The sequence below is a fragment of the Pseudomonas gessardii genome (assembly GCF_001983165.1).
Classification (GTDB): domain Bacteria; phylum Pseudomonadota; class Gammaproteobacteria; order Pseudomonadales; family Pseudomonadaceae; genus Aquipseudomonas; species Aquipseudomonas gessardii.
The window spans coordinates 1-15,242 of sequence record NZ_MNPU01000041.1 but is presented as its reverse complement, the minus strand read 5'-3'; the positions used below and the strand labels follow the sequence as shown (position 1 = coordinate 15,242).

Below are 15,242 nucleotides of genomic sequence, written 5' to 3'. Positions count from 1 at the left end.
GCGGTGAAGTGGTGGCGCCGGGCTGAACAGCGCCAGCCAACCCAGGCCCAACGCCTGTTCCATGGCCTGGTCCGGGAGTGGCTGTGGATCAGCCTGCTGCTGCTGCCGATGACAGCCCTGCTTTCCCTGAGCCCTGGGCTTTCCTTCAACAACCCGTTGTATGACGGCCTGCGGCGCCTGGCGCCGTTGCCGGTGGACCCGCGCATTCTGCTGGTGACCATTGATGACATGAGCCTCAAGGCGCTCGGCCAATGGCCTTGGTCGCGCCGCCTGCATGCTGACCTGATTGATCAGTTAAGTGCCGGCAAACCCACCGGGATCCTGCTCGATGTGATCTTCAGCGAACCGGCGCGCGAGCCTGCCAACGATCAACGCCTGGCCCAGGCCATCTGCAATGCCGGCAATGTCCTGTTGCCGTTGATTCGCGAAGGTACACCGCGCCTGGGTCAGCCAGTCATGCAAATCCTCCCGGTGCCGCCACTGCGCGATTGTGCCAGGGGGGTTGGCCATATCAACGTGGAAGCGGACAGCGACGGTATTGTGCGCAGCCTCTACTTGCGTGAGGGACCGCCCGGGCAACTGGTCCCGCAATTGGCCTGGCTGGCCTTCGAGTTGACCGGCCGGCACGCCGATATGCCAGGGTTGCCAGCGTCTGCCGAGGTGGGCGACTGGCAACGGGACAATGCCATTCGTATTCCATTTATCGCCACCGACCACGGCTTTCCCAGCGTGCCGTATGTCAGCGTCCTGCGTGGCGAAGTCCCCGCCCAATTGTTGCGTGATCGGATCATCCTGGTAGGCGCTACCGCGCCAGGCATGGGCGATCGCTATGTGACGCCGCTTTCGGCCAGCGTGGGGACCACGCCGGGTGTCGAGATCCAGGCCAATATCCTCAATGGCCTGCTGCAAGGGCGCAGTATTACCGTGTTGCCTGGCTGGTTGGCCACACTGCTGTCCACCACGATGGTGGCCTTGTTGTTGGGCCTGCTGCTGTTGCGCCCGCGCTATGCGCTATGGCTGACCCTGGGATGCATGGGGGGCGCCCTCCTCGCTTCCTGGGGCCTGTTGCGCCTGGGGCTCTGGTGGTCGCCAGCGGCCACGCTGATCGGCATGCTGCTGGGCTACCTGATTTGGAACTGGCGTCGCCTGAGCGTGATCCTGGCCTATTTCGGTTGGGAATTGGCACGCCTCGACAGCGAACCCAAGGTGCTGCCGGAACGCCGTCGTGCCGCCGTCAGCAAAGGCGACGTGTTGCAGGGCCGTATCGTGGCCCTGGAGCAAGCCGTCAGCCGTACCCGCGACACCCGGCGCTTTATGGCCGATGGCCTGGAGTGCCTGCCGGTGGCTACGCTGATTACCGACCCCATGGGCGAAATCCTGCTGGCCAATCGGATCGCCCGTGATGTGTTTGGCAACGAACTGATTGGCGAGAACCTGTTGCAGCAACTGGCGGCCCTGGGCTATCCACCCTTGCAAGGCGCGGTGCACACGCCGCTGTCAGCCCTGGAAATCGTCGAGTTCCGCGACACCGAGCAACGCAGCCTGCGCCTGGAACGGGCGCCGTTGTTACCGGCCGATGGTGATGTGGCGCTGGGTTGGCTGTTGAGTCTGACCGACCTGAGTATCGAACGTGACGCCCAGCAGCAGCGTGAAACCCTGCTGCGGTTCCTGTCCCATGACCTGCGGGCGCCCCACTCGGCAATCCTCGCCTTGCTGGATGTACAGCGCCATGAGGTCTCGGATGTCTCGCTGGTCTTTACCCAGATCGAACAGCAAGTGCGCCGCGCATTGAACCTGACCGAATCGTTCGTTCAATTGGCCAAGGCCGAGTCCGACGGTTACCAGTTCGAGCCCAGCCTGTTTGCCATGCTGGTGCTCGATGCGTTTGACCAGGTGGCGCTGCTGGCCCAATTGAAACCTATCCAATTGGTTCATGACCTGGACGAGGCCGGTGAGGAAATGGTCCTGGCTGACCAATCGTTGCTGACCCGCGCCTTGTTCAACCTGATGGAGAATGCGATCAAGTACAGCCCCGCCGGGACCACGGTGACGGTGCGCCTGGAACGCAACGACCAAGGGCTGGCCTGTCATATCCAGGACCAGGGCCCAGGCATTGCAGCCCAGGAGCTGCCGGAACTGTTCGGCCAATACCGACGTTTTGCATCGGCCAAGGGCAGTGAGGGCCTGGGGCTGGGCCTGACCATGGTCAAGGCGGTGATAGACCGCCATGGGGGGCGGATCGACTGTGCGAGTGTGGTCGGGCAAGGCACGGTTTTCAGCCTGCAGTTGCCGTTGTGGGAAGAATAAACAGCTGTGCATAAAAAACCGGCCGCAAGGGCCGGTCTTCATGTGTCGAAAAAACTTATGCACGTTTTTCGGTGTTTTATTAGCTTAAGAAATATGTAATCAAATCATCAGCCTACAAGCAAAAAACGGCATTTAGCCAACAAAGCGTACACAGGTTATCCACAGAACGTCAGATCACCGCCTGGTCTGCTGCAACCGGCAGTGGTGGCAGTGAACCCATGGCCCGTTGCTGCGCTTCATTCCAGGCCGCAGCGCGGTCATTGAGCGCTGCAATTGCACGCGGTCCTTCCCCTTGCGCATACATCGGCTCGCCGATCACCACGGTGATGGTGCCCTCGCGCTTGGCCCAGCCTTCCTTGGGCCAGAACTTGCCGGCATTGTGGGCAATCGGCAGTACCGGCAGGTTGGCGTTGACCGCCAATGCCGTACCGCCCCGGGAGAACTTGCCGACAGTGCCAAAGGGCACGCGGGTGCCTTCCGGGAAAATCAGTACCCACACCCCATCCTTGAGCAACTCGTCACCCTTCTTCGCCACATGCTTGAGCGCGGCCTTGGGGTTGTCGCGGTCGATGGCGATCGGGCGCAGCATGGCCATGGCCCAGCCAAAGAACGGGACGAACAGCAACTCACGCTTGAGCACCTGGCTCAGGGGCGAGAAATACGCGGAAAGGAAGAACGTCTCCCAGGTGCTCTGGTGGTTCGACAGGATCACGCAGGGCTGGTCCGGGACGTTTTCGGCGCCCTTGACCTCGAAGCGAATGCCCAGGAACACCTTGGTCAGCCACAACGCGCAGCGGCACCAATAGACATTGATAAAGCGATAGCGCGCCTTGAATGGCAAAAAGGGCGCAATAAAAAAGCTCAGGGTGCACCAGAGAAACGAACTGGTGCCCAGCAGCAGGTAAAAGAAGAAGGTTCTGATGGCCTGCAAAATCGACATGGCAGCATTTACCGTTGCGGGACAACGCCCGCCTGTTAAAAGTGCACTCCCGAACAATCCCTGGTCAGGAAGTCGAGGGCGACTAGTTGTTGATAAGTTCTGCGGCAACCGCCGCCAGATCGTCAAAAATCAAGGTGCCGACCGGCAGGTTTTTCGCCTGGGTCTTCTCGCCTTTTCCGGTCTTTACCAAAACTGGCTGAGAGTCGACGGCTTTGGCCGCCTCCAGGTCACCGAGACTGTCCCCGACGAACCATATCCCAGCCAGGGGCACCTTGTAATGTTCTGAAATGATTTTCAACATGCCAGGCTTGGGTTTGCGGCAATCGCAGCCCTCATCCGGCCCGTGGGGGCAGTACACCACCAGCCCCACCTCACCGCCCTGTTCGGCCACCAATGCGCGCAGGCGCGCATGCATGGCGTCCAGGGTGGCGATGTCATAGTAGCCGCGGGCAAGGCCGGACTGGTTGGTAGCAATGGCTACCGTCCAGCCGGCCTTGCTCAACTGCGCGATGGCTTCGATCGAGCCGGGCAGCGGGATCCACTCCTCCACCGACTTGATGTAGGCGTCGGAGTCGTAATTGATCACCCCGTCCCGATCGAGAATCAGCAGTTTCAACATGATCAGCTCAGCGTCGAAATGTCGGCGATGTTGACGAACAAGCCGCGCAGACGCGCCAGCATGGCGTAGCGGTTTTTCCGCACGCCGGCATCTTCGGCATTGATCATCACCGCTTCAAAGAACGCATCCACCGGCTCACGCAAGGTGGCCAGGCGCGCCAGTGCTTCGGCGTAGTTGCGTTCGGCTATCAGCGGCTTCACTGCGTTTTCTGCCTTGGCGATGGCCGAGTTCAGCGAGAACTCCTTGGCATCGGCAAACAGGCCAGGGTCGACATCCGCATTGCCCAGGCCTTCAGCCTTGCTCAGCAGGTTCGACACGCGCTTGTTCACGGCGGCCAGGGCGTCGGCTTCCGGCAGCTTGCGGAAGGCCTGTACGGCTTGCACACGCTGGTCGAAGTCCAGTGCCGAGCCGGGTTGCAGGGCACGTACCGACAGGTAGACGGAAACGTCCACGCCTTCGTCTTCGTAGCGCGCACGCAGGCGGTCGAACACGAACTCCAGCACTTGCTCGGCCAAACCGGCTTGCTTGACCTTGCCACCGAACTGACCCACCGCGAACACCACGGCCTGGGTCAGGTCGAGGTCCAGCTTCTTGTCGATCAGGATACGCAGCACGCCCAGGGCCGCACGGCGCAGGGCATACGGGTCTTTGCTGCCGGTCGGCAACATGCCGATGCCGAAGATACCGACCAGGGTATCCAGCTTGTCAGCGATGGCCACGGCCGCCCCGGTCAGGGTGGTCGGCAGCTCGGCGCCAGCACCGCGCGGCATGTATTGCTCGTTCAAGGCCAGGGCGACGTCTTCAGGCTCGCCGTCATTGAGCGCGTAGTAGTAACCGGCAACACCTTGCATTTCCGGGAACTCGCCGACCATCTCGGTGGCCAGGTCGCACTTGCACAGCAGGCCCGCGCGGGCGGCCAGGGCCGCATCGCCGCCAATGCGCGGGGCGATGTAGGCCGCCAGCTTGGAAACCCGCACAGCCTTGTCGTAGACGCTGCCCAGTTTTTCCTGGAACACCACGTTCTGCAGGCGCAGGTTGAAGTCTTCGAGTTTTTGCTTCTTGTCTTGCTTGAAGAAAAACTCGGCGTCGGTCAGGCGCGGGCGCACGACTTTTTCGTTACCGGCGATGATCTGCTGCGGGTCCTTGCTCTCGATGTTGGCCACGGTGATAAAACGCGGCAGCAACTTGCCATCCACATCCAGCAGGCAGAAATACTTCTGGTTGTCCTGCATGGTGGTGATCAGGGCTTCTTGCGGCACATCGAGGAAGCGCTCCTCGAACGAGCACACCAGCGGCACCGGCCATTCCACCAGCGCGGTCACTTCGTCGAGCAGGCTTGGCGGCACGATGGCGGTGCCTTCCTGCAAACGGGCCAGCTCTTCGGTACGCTTGCTGATCAGTTCGCGGCGCTCGTTGGCATCGGCCAGCACATAGGCTGCACGCAGGTCAGTGGCGTAGTTGGCCGGCGAGGTGATGCGCACGGCTTCAGGATGGTGGAAGCGGTGACCACGGGAGTCGCGGCCGGCCTTCTGGGCCAGGATAGTGCAGTCGATGACTTGATCACCGAGCAGCATCACCAACCATTGGGTCGGGCGTACGAATTCTTCCTTGCGCGCACCCCAGCGCATGCGCTTGGGGATCGGCAGGTCGTTGAGGGAGTCTTCAACGATGGTCGGCAGCAGGCTGGCGGTCGGCTTGCCCTTGATGACCTGGCTGAAACGCAGTTTCGGGCCGCTCTGGTCGATCTCGCTCAGCTCGACGCCACACTTCTTGGCAAAACCCAGGGCGGCCTGGGTCGGGCTGCCTTCGGCATCGAAAGCAGCCTGGCGTGGCGGGCCGTCGAGGTTGATATTGCGGTCCGGCTGCTGGGTTTCTAGCGCGGTCAGCAAGACCGCCAGGCGACGTGGCGCGGCGTAGACCTTCTTGGCTTGAAATTTCAGGCCGGCGGTCTGCAGGCCTTTCTCGATACCGGCCAGAAAGGCATCGGCCAGGGTGTTCAGGGCCTTGGGTGGCAGCTCTTCGGTGCCCAGTTCAACCAGGAAATCTTGAGCACTCATTGTGCAGCCTCCAGCTTAGCCAACACTTCATCACGCAAATCCGGGGTTGCCATCGGGAAGCCCAGCTTGGCGCGGGCCAGCAGGTAGGCTTGGGCGACGGAACGCGCCAGGGTGCGCACACGCAGGATGTATTGCTGGCGCGCGGTTACCGAGATGGCACGGCGGGCGTCCAGCAGGTTGAAGGTGTGGGATGCCTTCAGGACCATTTCGTAGCTTGGCAACGGCAGCGGCTGATCCAGTTCGATCAGGCGCTTGGCTTCGCTTTCGTAGAAGTCGAACAGCTCGAACAGCTTCTCGACGTTGGCGTGTTCAAAGTTGTAGGTCGACTGCTCCACTTCGTTCTGGTGGAACACATCGCCATAGGTGACCTTGCCGAACGGACCGTCTGCCCACACCAGGTCGTAGACCGAGTCCACGCCCTGCAGGTACATGGCCAGACGCTCCAGGCCGTAGGTGATCTCGCCGGTCACCGGGTAGCACTCGATGCCGCCCGCTTGCTGGAAGTAAGTGAACTGCGTGACTTCCATGCCGTTGAGCCAGACTTCCCAGCCCAGGCCCCAGGCGCCGAGGGTGGGCGATTCCCAGTTGTCTTCGACGAAACGGATATCGTGGACCAGCGGGTCCAGGCCGACATGTTTCAGTGAGCCCAGGTACAGCTCCTGGAAGTTGTCCGGGTTGGGCTTCAATACCACCTGGAACTGGTAGTAGTGCTGCAGGCGGTTGGGGTTTTCGCCGTAGCGGCCGTCAGTCGGGCGACGACTGGGCTGCACATAAGCGGCGTTCCAGGTTTCCGGGCCGATGGCCCGCAGGAATGTGGCGGTGTGGAAAGTGCCGGCGCCTACTTCCATATCGTAGGGCTGAAGTACCACACAACCTTGCTCGGCCCAGTATTGCTGGAGGGCGAGGATCAAGTCTTGGAAGGTACGCACGGCTGGCGTAGGCTGGCTCACAAAATTCACCTGTTACTTGGGCTGCGATTTAAAGGGCGGCAGTATACCCGATTCGGCCCTGTCACCACTCCCTGGAGCCTTATGCCACGCTGCTTTTGGTGTTCTGAAGATCCGTTGTACATGGCTTATCACGATCAGGAGTGGGGCACGCCGCTGCACGATGCGCAGGGTTTGTTTGAACTGCTTTTGCTCGAAGGGTTCCAGGCGGGCCTGTCCTGGATCACCGTTTTACGCAAACGCGAACATTATCGAAAGGTCTTGTTCGGCTTTGATGCCCAGCGCCTGGCGCAGTTGAGCGATGCCGAGATCGAGCAGTTGATGCTCGATCCAGGCATTGTGCGCAACCGCTTGAAACTCAATGCCACCCGGCGCAATGCCGCGGCCTGGCTGGCGCTGGAGGACCCGGTGGGGCTGCTCTGGTCGTTTGTCGGCGGTGTGCCCAAGGTCAATCACTTCAAGGATCGCAGCCAGGTCCCGGCGATTACGCCAGAGGCCGCGGCCATGAGCAAAGCCCTCAAGAAAGCCGGTTTCACCTTCGTCGGGCCGACCATCTGCTACGCGTTCATGCAGGCCTCGGGGATGGTCATGGACCACACCCAGGACTGCGACCGTTACGCGGACTTGGTCAACGCCGGGTAGAATGGCCGCTTTGCGCACCACACACGATCAGGAGTGACCTGTGGAAAAGTTAAAAGGCGCCTTGCTGGTAGGCGCTCTGCGATTGTTTGCCCTGCTGCCCTGGCGCGCCGTGCAAGCCGTGGGTTCGGCGATTGGCTGGATCATGTGGAAAACCCCCAACCGCTCCCGCGACACGGTGCGGATCAACCTCTCCAAGTGTTTCCCGGACATGGACCCGGCCGAGCGCGAGCGCCTGGTGGGCCAGAGCCTGATGGACATCGGCAAGTCCCTGACCGAAAGCGCCTGTGCCTGGATCTGGCCGGCCCAGCGTTCCATCGACCTGGTGCGTGAAGTCGAAGGCCTGGAGGTGCTGCAGCAAGCCCTGGCCTCGGGCAAAGGCGTGGTCGGCATCACCAGCCACCTGGGCAACTGGGAAGTGCTCAATCACTTCTATTGCAGCCAGTGCAAACCGATCATTTTCTACCGCCCGCCCAAGCTCAAGGCGGTGGATGACCTGCTGCGCAAGCAACGCGTGCAACTGGGCAACCGGGTGGCGGCGTCCACCAAGGAAGGCATCCTCAGTGTGATCAAGGAAGTGCGCAAGGGTGGCCAGGTGGGGATTCCCGCTGACCCGGAGCCGGCAGAGTCGGCCGGGATCTTCGTACCGTTCTTCGCCACCCAGGCGCTGACCAGCAAGTTCGTGCCAAACATGCTGGCGGGCGGCAAGGCGGTGGGGGTGTTCCTGCATGCCCTGCGGCTGCCGGACGGTTCGGGCTACAAAGTGATCCTGGAGGCGGCGCCTGAGGACATGTACAGCACCGACACGGCCACGTCCTGCGCGGCGATGAGCAAGGTGGTGGAGCGTTATGTCGGCGCCTACCCCAGCCAGTACATGTGGAGCATGAAGCGCTTCAAGAAACGCCCGCCGGGTGAGGCGCGCTGGTACTGATACCCCCAGTTTTACAAGCAACGAAGATCAAATGTGGGAGCTGGCTTGCCTGCGATGGCATCGCCTCGGTGTCACTGAAAGATTTCAGTCGCCTGCATCGCAGGCAAGCCAGCTCCCACAGGGGTCGCCTCAACCCTGGCGATCGAGTTTTTTCAGGAACACCGTCATCTCTTTCTCGGCCTGCTTGTCGCCATGGGCCTGGGCCGCTGCAATCCCCTGCTCCCATGCCTGGCGTGCTGCATTTTTATCGCCCAGCGCCGCGTGTGCCTTGCCCAACAGCTTCCACGCCGCCGAGTACTTCGGATCAAACACCACACACTGGTGCAGATGCTCGGCCGCCTTGGCATTGTCCTTCAAATCCAGGTAACCCTTGCCCAAGCCAAAGCGCAGCAGCGAGTTATCCACACCCTTGGCGAGCATTTTTTCCAGGGATTCGAGCATGTCGGTCTCTCCGTCACATCAGAAAAAGCTCAACCCCACGTGGAACAACTTCTCCACATCGCGGATATGTTTTTTATCCACCAGGAACAGAATCACATGGTCCCCGGCGGCAATCACCGTGTCGTCATGGGCGATGATCACTTCTTCATCGCGAATGATCGCGCCAATGGTGGTGCCCGGTGGCAAGCCGATATCGCGAATTGCCCGACCGATCACCTTGCTGGATTTGGAGTCGCCATGGGCAATCGCCTCGATGGCTTCCGCCGCGCCGCGGCGCAATGAGTGCACGCTGACGATATCGCCGCGGCGCACATGGGTCAGCAAGGTGCCGATGGTGGCCAACTGCGGGCTGATGGCAATGTCGATATCGCCGCCCTGGATCAGGTCCACATAGGCCGGGTTGTTGATGATGGTCATCACCTTCTTCGCCCCCAGCCGCTTGGCCAGCAGCGACGACATGATATTGGCCTCGTCGTCGTTGGTCAGGGCCAGGAAGATATCGGCGTCGGCGATGTTTTCTTCCATCAGCAGGTCGCGGTCCGAGGCGCTGCCTTGCAGGACCACGGTGCTGTCGAGGGTGTCGGACAAATGCCGGCAGCGTGCCGGATTCATCTCGATGATCTTCACCTGGTAGCGGCTTTCGATGGCCTCGGCCAGACGCTCGCCAATCTGCCCGCCGCCGGCGATGACGATGCGTTTGTAGCTCTCGTCGAGCCGGCGCATTTCGCTCATCACCGCACGGATATTGGCCTTGGCGGCGATGAAGAAGACTTCGTCGTCGGCTTCGATCACTGTGTCGCCCTGGGGCAGGATCGGCCGGTCGCGGCGGAAAATCGCGGCCACGCGGGTTTCCACATTCGGCATATGTTCGCGCAGCTGGCGCAGTTGCTGGCCCACCAGCGGCCCGCCGTAGTAGGCCTTGACCGCCACCAGTTGCGCCTTGCCTTCGGCAAAGTCGATCACCTGCAACGCGCCGGGGATTTCGATCAGGCGCTTGATGTAGTGGGTGACCACCTGCTCGGGACTGATCAGCACGTCCACCGGAATCGCGTCGTTGTCGAACAGGCCGGCGCGGGTCAGGTAGGCCGCTTCACGCACCCGGGCGATTTTGGTCGGGGTGTGGAACAGGGTGTGGGCGACCTGGCAGGCGACCATGTTGGTCTCGTCGCTGTTGGTCACGGCCACCAGCATGTCGGCATCGTCGGCGCCGGCCTGGCGCAGCACGGTGGGGAACGAGGCACGGCCCTGGACCGTGCGGATATCCAGGCGGTCGCCCAGGCCGCGCAGGCGTTCGGCGTCGGTGTCGACCACGGTAATGTCGTTGGCTTCACTGGCCAAATGCTCGGCCAGCGTACCGCCGACCTGCCCTGCGCCAAGGATGATGATCTTCATCCGGTCACTCCCTTAAAAACCATTCAACCGCGTGCAGCGGCAATCTTGATCAGCTTTGCGTAGTAGAAACCATCATGTCCGCCGTCCTGTGCGAGCAACTGGCGGCCATGGGGTTGCTTGATCCCGGCCGCCGTGGCGATATCCAGCTCCCGTGCGCCGCTGGTGCGGGCAAGGAAGGCTTCGATCACCTCGGTGTTCTCGGTGGGCAAGGTCGAGCAGGTGGCGTAGAGCAGGATGCCACCGACCTCCAGCGTCGGCCACAGCGCGTCCAGCAACTCGCCTTGCAGCACGGCCAGGGCGGCGATGTCGTCGGGTTGGCGGGTCAGCTTGATATCCGGGTGGCGGCGGATCACGCCGGTGGCGGAACATGGCGCGTCCAGCAGGATGCGCTGGAACGGCTTGCCATCCCACCAAGTGGCAGTGTCGCGCCCGTCGGCGGCGATCAGTTCGGCGTCCAGGCCCAGGCGCGCGAGGTTTTCCCGCACGCGCACCAGGCGCTTGGCCTCCAGGTCTACGGCGACGACCCCGGCCAGGCCCGGCTCGATTTCCATGATATGGCAGGTCTTGCCGCCCGGGGCGCAGCAGGCGTCCAGCACCCGTTGGCCCGGCGCCAGGTCAAGCAGGTCGGCCGCCAGTTGCGCGGCTTCGTCCTGCACGCTGATCCAGCCTTCGGCAAAGCCTGGCAGGCTGCGCACATCGCCTGCGGTCTCCAGCACGATCCCGTCCTGGCTGTACACACAGGCGCTGGCATTGATACCGGCCTCTGCCAGTAATGTGAGGTAGGCATCGCGGCGGTGATGGCGGCGATTGACCCGCAGAATCATCGGCGGGTGCGCGTTGTTGGCGGCGCAGATGGCTTCCCACTGCTCTGGCCAGAACGCCTTGAGGGATTTTTGCAGCCAGCGTGGGTGCGCAGTGCGCACGACCGGGTCGTGTTCCAGCTCGGCCAGCAACCCCGCGCTTTCGCGCTGGGCGCGGCGCAGTACGGCGTTGAGCAAGGCCTTGGCCCAGGGCTTTTTCAGCTTGTCGGCGCAGCCCACGGTTTCGCCGATGGCGGCGTGGGCCGGCACGCGGCTGTAGAGCAACTGGTACAACCCCACCAGCAGCAGCGCCTCGACATCGGCATCGGCGGCCTTGAACGGCTTTTGCAGCAACTTGGCCGCCAGCGCCGACAAACGCGGCTGCCAGCGGGCGGTGCCAAAGGCCAGGTCCTGGGTGAAGCCGCGATCACGGTCGTCGACTTTATCCAATTGCACCGGCAACGAGCTGTTCAGGGAAGCCTTGCCATTGAGCACGGCGGCCAGGGCCTTGGCGGCGGCCAAACGCGGGTTCATCAAGCGTCCACTCCAAGGATGATGCCAGGGGCAAATTTCTCACGACGGCTGTTGAACAAATCGCTGAAGTTCAGCGCCTTGCCGCCGGGCAATTGCAGACGGGTCAGACACAAAGCCTGTTCGCCGCAGGCCACCAGTAGGCCTTCCTTGCTGGCGCCGATGATTTCACCAGGCGCGCCGCTGCCGTCGGCCAGGCTGGCGGCGAGGATTTTCAAGGCTTCGCCATTCAGGGTGCTGTGGCAGATCGGCCACGGGTTGAAGGCGCGTACCAGGCGCTCCAGCTCCACGGCCGGGCGGCTCCAGTCGATGCGCGCTTCGTCCTTGTTCAGCTTGTGGGCGTAGGTGGCGAGGCTGTCGTCCTGTACTTCACCCTGCAAGGTGCCAGCGGCAAGGCCGGCAATGGCCTGCACCACTGCGGGCGGGCCCATTTCGGCCAGGCGGTCGTGCAGGCTGCCGCCGGTGTCCTGTGCGGTGATGGGGGTGGTGACCTTGAGCAGCATCGGCCCGGTGTCCAGGCCGGCTTCCATGCGCATCACGGTCACGCCGCTTTGTGCGTCACCGGCTTGCACCGCGCGCTGGATCGGCGCCGCACCGCGCCAGCGCGGCAGCAGCGAAGCGTGGCTGTTGATGCAGCCCAGGCGCGGGATATCCAGTACGGCTTGCGGGAGGATCAGGCCGTAGGCCACCACTACCAGCAGGTCCGGCTGCAGGGCGGCCAGTTCAGCCTGGGCCTCGGCATTGCGCAGGGTCGGCGGTTGCAGCACGGCGATGCCGTTTTCCAGCGCCAGTTGCTTGACCGGGCTGGGCATCAGTTTTTGCCCACGGCCGGCCGGGCGATCCGGCTGGGTGTACACCGCGACGATTTCATAAGGGCTGGCAAGCAGGGCCTTGAGGTGTTCGGCGGCAAATTCAGGGGTGCCGGCAAAAACGATGCGCAGTGGCTCGGTCATGGGAAACGTCTCACAAAAGAAAAAGGCTTGCCGGAGCAAGCCTTCAAAAGAAGGGAATCAAGCTTGCTGGCGATGCTTCTTTTCCAGTTTCTTCTTGATCCGGTCGCGTTTGAGCGTGGACAGGTAATCGACAAACAGCTTGCCGTTGAGGTGGTCGCACTCATGCTGGATGCACACCGCCAGCAGGTCTTCGGCAATCAGCTCGAAGGGTTTGCCGTCGCGGTCCAGGGCCTTGATTTTGACGCGTAGCGGGCGTTCGACGTTCTCGTAGAACTCCGGCACCGACAGGCAGCCTTCCTGGTATTCGCCCATCTCGTCGGTCAGCGGCTCGAACTCCGGGTTGATGTACACCATCGGTGCGCTGCGGTCTTCGGACAGGTCCATGACCACCACACGCAGGTGCACGTTGACCTGGGTCGCGGCGAGGCCAATGCCCGGGGCTTCATACATTGTTTCAAACATGTCATCGACCAACTGACGAACCTTGTCGTCCACTACCGCCACTGGTTTGGCGATAGTGCGCAGGCGCGAGTCCGGGAATTCGAGGATGTTCAAAATAGCCATAAGCGTAATTGCTGCACATGTGAGGTAAAGGCAAATCGGCGTCGGGCTACCCCGCACGGCCGGTGTGAAACGCGCGCAGGCCGCGAAGGCCAAGGCATTTCACGCGAGCCCACATAATAAAGGAGATTGCCCCCATGAGGAAATCGCTACTCGTCTTCAAAACAGGCCGCCAGGCTGGGCGGCAATAACCAGTTGCAATAATTAGCCTGCTACAGAAGTTACCAACAGAGTTATCCACAGCTTGTTCCTGATCAAGGATGATCACATGTCAGTAATCCATACCGCGGATATTTCCCCTGCCGAGCTGGAAGCCCGCCTGCGTTTGCATCGCATGCCGGAGCTGGGGCCCAGGCGTTTCAAGACCTTGATCGAGGCCTTTGGTTGTGCCTCGAAGGCCATCGGCGCCCCGGCCAGCGCCTGGCGTTCCCTGGGGTTGCCGGCGGCCTGTGCCGAGGCCCGGCGCAGCCCGCAAGTGCGCGATGGCGCCAGCGTCGCCTTAGCCTGGCTAGAGCGTCCGGCCCAGCATTTGTTGATGTGGGACCAGCCCGACTACCCCGCCTTGCTGGCCGAGTTGGACGATGCGCCGCCGTTGTTATTCGTGGCCGGAACCCCCGCCATCCTGGAAAAACCGCAGTTGGCCATGGTCGGTAGCCGACGCGCCTCGCGGCCCGGGATGGATACGGCGGCGGCCTTTTCCCGCAGCCTGGCAAGCGCCGGTTTTGTCATCACCAGTGGCCTGGCCCTGGGCATCGATGGGGCGGCGCACCAGGCGGCATTAGATGTCGGGGGGCAGACTATCGGGGTGCTGGGCACCGGCCTGGAAAATTTTTATCCACAGCGCCACCGCCGGCTCGCCGAGGCGATGATTGCCCAGGGCAGCGCAGTGGTTTCCGAGTTTCCACTGGACGCCGGGCCCCAGGCCGGTAATTTTCCACGGCGCAACCGCATTATCAGCGGCCTGTCCCTGGGGGTGCTGGTGGTGGAAGCCAGCGTCGCCAGCGGCTCGCTGATTACCGCGCGGCTGGCGGCTGAGCAGGGGCGCGAGGTGTATGCCATCCCGGGGTCGATTCATCATCCGGGGGCCAGGGGCTGTCATCAACTGATCCGTGAGGGGGCGGTGCTGGTGGAAACCATCGAGCACATCCTCGAAGGGTTGCGCGGCTGGCAGGCGTTGGCGCGGCCTGCGCCGGTGGCGGTGACCCACCCGCTGGTGGCGCTGTTGCACGCGGCCCCCTACACCAGTGAAGGCTTGGCCGCCGCCAGCGGGCAGAGCCTGTCCCGGGTATTGGCGAGCCTTACCGAACTGGAGCTGGAGGGCCGGGTGATCTGCGAAAATGGCCGCTGGCTTGCGCGCAGTTAGGTTTTGTAACGAAGATCGGTAAACTGCGCAGAGCTTTGGTCTGGAGAGTAAGTAATGGTCAACAGGTGGCGTGTGCAAGAAGCCGCACGAGAGATTCGCGCAGGCGCGGTGATTGCCTATCCGACCGAGGCAGTGTGGGGCCTGGGCTGCGACCCGTGGAACGAGGACGCGGTGGAGCGCTTGCTGGCGATCAAGGGCCGCTCGGTGGACAAGGGGTTGATCCTGATCGCTGACAATATCCGGCAATTCGACTTTCTTTTCGAGGATTTCCCCGACACCTGGATCGACCGCATGGCCAGTACCTGGCCGGGGCCCAATACCTGGCTGGTGCCCCATCAGGACCTGCTGCCTGCATGGATTACCGGTCAGCACGACACCGTGGCGTTGCGGGTCAGCGATCATCCGCTGGTGCGGGACTTGTGTTCGCTGGTGGGCCCGTTGATCTCCACCTCGGCCAACCCCCAAGGCCGGCCGGCGGCGCGCACGCGGATCCGGGTGGAGCAGTATTTCCGTGGGCAGGTGGATTTGGTGCTGGGCGGTAGCCTGGGTGGGCGCAAGAACCCTAGTTTGATTCGGGATCTGGCGACGGGCGAGGTTCGCCGCCCGTCCTGAGACCGAGGCGTGGCCATCGCGAGCAAGCCCGCTTGTGTCTTGATCTGGGAATAAACTCTGAGGTGAGAGGGGTGGATGGCAAGCTGTAAGTCCGCAGTGCTAGAAGCACGAGTGGGAGCAAAGCTGCCATCCACCTTTCCACTCTGGCC

At 62.4% G+C, this 15,242-nt stretch carries 14 protein-coding genes; 5 read left to right on the top strand and 9 right to left on the bottom strand.

What is annotated here, in order from left to right; all coding sequences use genetic code 11:
* Positions 1–3 precede the first annotated feature (3 nt).
* The gene (locus tag BLL38_RS22610) at positions 4–2,307 is read left to right on the top strand and encodes a CHASE2 domain-containing protein (protein WP_076964392.1); all 2,304 of its coding nucleotides are present in this window, start codon (positions 4–6) and stop codon (positions 2,305–2,307) included.
* A gap of 169 nt (positions 2,308–2,476) precedes the next feature.
* On the opposite strand, the gene BLL38_RS22605 is transcribed toward BLL38_RS22610, so the two are convergent.
* The 4 genes from BLL38_RS22605 to glyQ all read right to left on the bottom strand — a co-directional run bounded on the left by BLL38_RS22605 (position 2,477) and on the right by glyQ (position 6,873).
* Positions 2,477–3,247 (bottom strand): lysophospholipid acyltransferase family protein, encoded by a 771-nt coding sequence (locus tag BLL38_RS22605; protein WP_076964391.1) that lies wholly within the window; start codon positions 3,245–3,247, stop codon positions 2,477–2,479.
* Positions 3,248–3,329: 82 nt separating this feature from the next.
* Positions 3,330–3,869 (bottom strand): D-glycero-beta-D-manno-heptose 1,7-bisphosphate 7-phosphatase, encoded by a 540-nt coding sequence (gene gmhB / locus BLL38_RS22600; RefSeq protein ID WP_169865815.1) that lies wholly within the window; start codon positions 3,867–3,869, stop codon positions 3,330–3,332.
* Positions 3,869–5,923 carry a glycine--tRNA ligase subunit beta gene (gene glyS, locus BLL38_RS22595; RefSeq protein WP_076964390.1) on the bottom strand — a complete coding sequence of 685 codons (2,055 nt, stop codon included), beginning with the start codon at positions 5,921–5,923 and terminating at the stop codon, positions 3,869–3,871. Before glyS ends, gmhB begins: the two co-directional genes overlap by 1 nt.
* Positions 5,920–6,873 carry a glycine--tRNA ligase subunit alpha gene (glyQ, locus tag BLL38_RS22590; RefSeq protein WP_003213601.1) on the bottom strand — a complete coding sequence of 318 codons (954 nt, stop codon included), beginning with the start codon at positions 6,871–6,873 and terminating at the stop codon, positions 5,920–5,922. The genes glyS and glyQ overlap by 4 nt, the downstream gene beginning before the upstream one ends.
* A gap of 81 nt (positions 6,874–6,954) precedes the next feature.
* On the opposite strand from glyQ, the gene BLL38_RS22585 reads away from it, so the two are divergent.
* Both BLL38_RS22585 and BLL38_RS22580 read left to right on the top strand, forming a co-directional pair.
* Positions 6,955–7,512: a DNA-3-methyladenine glycosylase I gene (locus tag BLL38_RS22585; protein WP_076964389.1), complete on the top strand. Its 558-nt coding sequence runs from the start codon at positions 6,955–6,957 to the stop codon at positions 7,510–7,512.
* A gap of 40 nt (positions 7,513–7,552) precedes the next feature.
* Positions 7,553–8,440, top strand: coding sequence for a lysophospholipid acyltransferase (locus BLL38_RS22580; protein ID WP_076964388.1), 888 nt, complete (start codon positions 7,553–7,555; stop codon positions 8,438–8,440).
* Between the two features lie 129 nt (positions 8,441–8,569).
* Here BLL38_RS22580 and BLL38_RS22575 read toward each other — a convergent pair whose 3' ends face one another.
* From BLL38_RS22575 to def, 5 genes are read right to left on the bottom strand one after another with little or no spacing between them, the layout of a single operon-like run.
* Positions 8,570–8,881: a hypothetical protein gene (locus BLL38_RS22575; RefSeq protein ID WP_076964387.1), complete on the bottom strand. Its 312-nt coding sequence runs from the start codon at positions 8,879–8,881 to the stop codon at positions 8,570–8,572.
* A gap of 18 nt (positions 8,882–8,899) precedes the next feature.
* The gene (gene trkA, locus BLL38_RS22570; protein ID WP_076964386.1) at positions 8,900–10,273 is read right to left on the bottom strand and encodes a Trk system potassium transporter TrkA; all 1,374 of its coding nucleotides are present in this window, start codon (positions 10,271–10,273) and stop codon (positions 8,900–8,902) included.
* A gap of 23 nt (positions 10,274–10,296) precedes the next feature.
* Complete coding sequence (gene rsmB, locus BLL38_RS22565) at positions 10,297–11,607, bottom strand: 16S rRNA (cytosine(967)-C(5))-methyltransferase RsmB (protein ID WP_076964385.1); 1,311 nt, start codon at positions 11,605–11,607, stop codon at positions 10,297–10,299.
* On the bottom strand, positions 11,607–12,557 hold the full coding sequence (fmt, locus tag BLL38_RS22560; protein ID WP_076964384.1) for a methionyl-tRNA formyltransferase: 951 nt from the start codon (positions 12,555–12,557) through the stop codon (positions 11,607–11,609). Before fmt ends, rsmB begins: the two co-directional genes overlap by 1 nt.
* A 57-nt stretch (positions 12,558–12,614) precedes the next feature.
* A complete protein-coding gene (def, locus tag BLL38_RS22555; protein ID WP_076964383.1) occupies positions 12,615–13,121 on the bottom strand; it encodes a peptide deformylase in 507 nt (168 codons plus the stop codon).
* 265 nt (positions 13,122–13,386) lie between these two features.
* On the opposite strand from def, the gene dprA reads away from it, so the two are divergent.
* Positions 13,387–14,481: a DNA-processing protein DprA gene (gene dprA / locus BLL38_RS22550; RefSeq protein WP_076964382.1), complete on the top strand. Its 1,095-nt coding sequence runs from the start codon at positions 13,387–13,389 to the stop codon at positions 14,479–14,481.
* 54 nt (positions 14,482–14,535) lie between these two features.
* Positions 14,536–15,093 (top strand): L-threonylcarbamoyladenylate synthase type 1 TsaC, encoded by a 558-nt coding sequence (gene tsaC / locus BLL38_RS22545; RefSeq protein ID WP_076964381.1) that lies wholly within the window; start codon positions 14,536–14,538, stop codon positions 15,091–15,093.
* Positions 15,094–15,242: the final 149 nt, after the last annotated feature.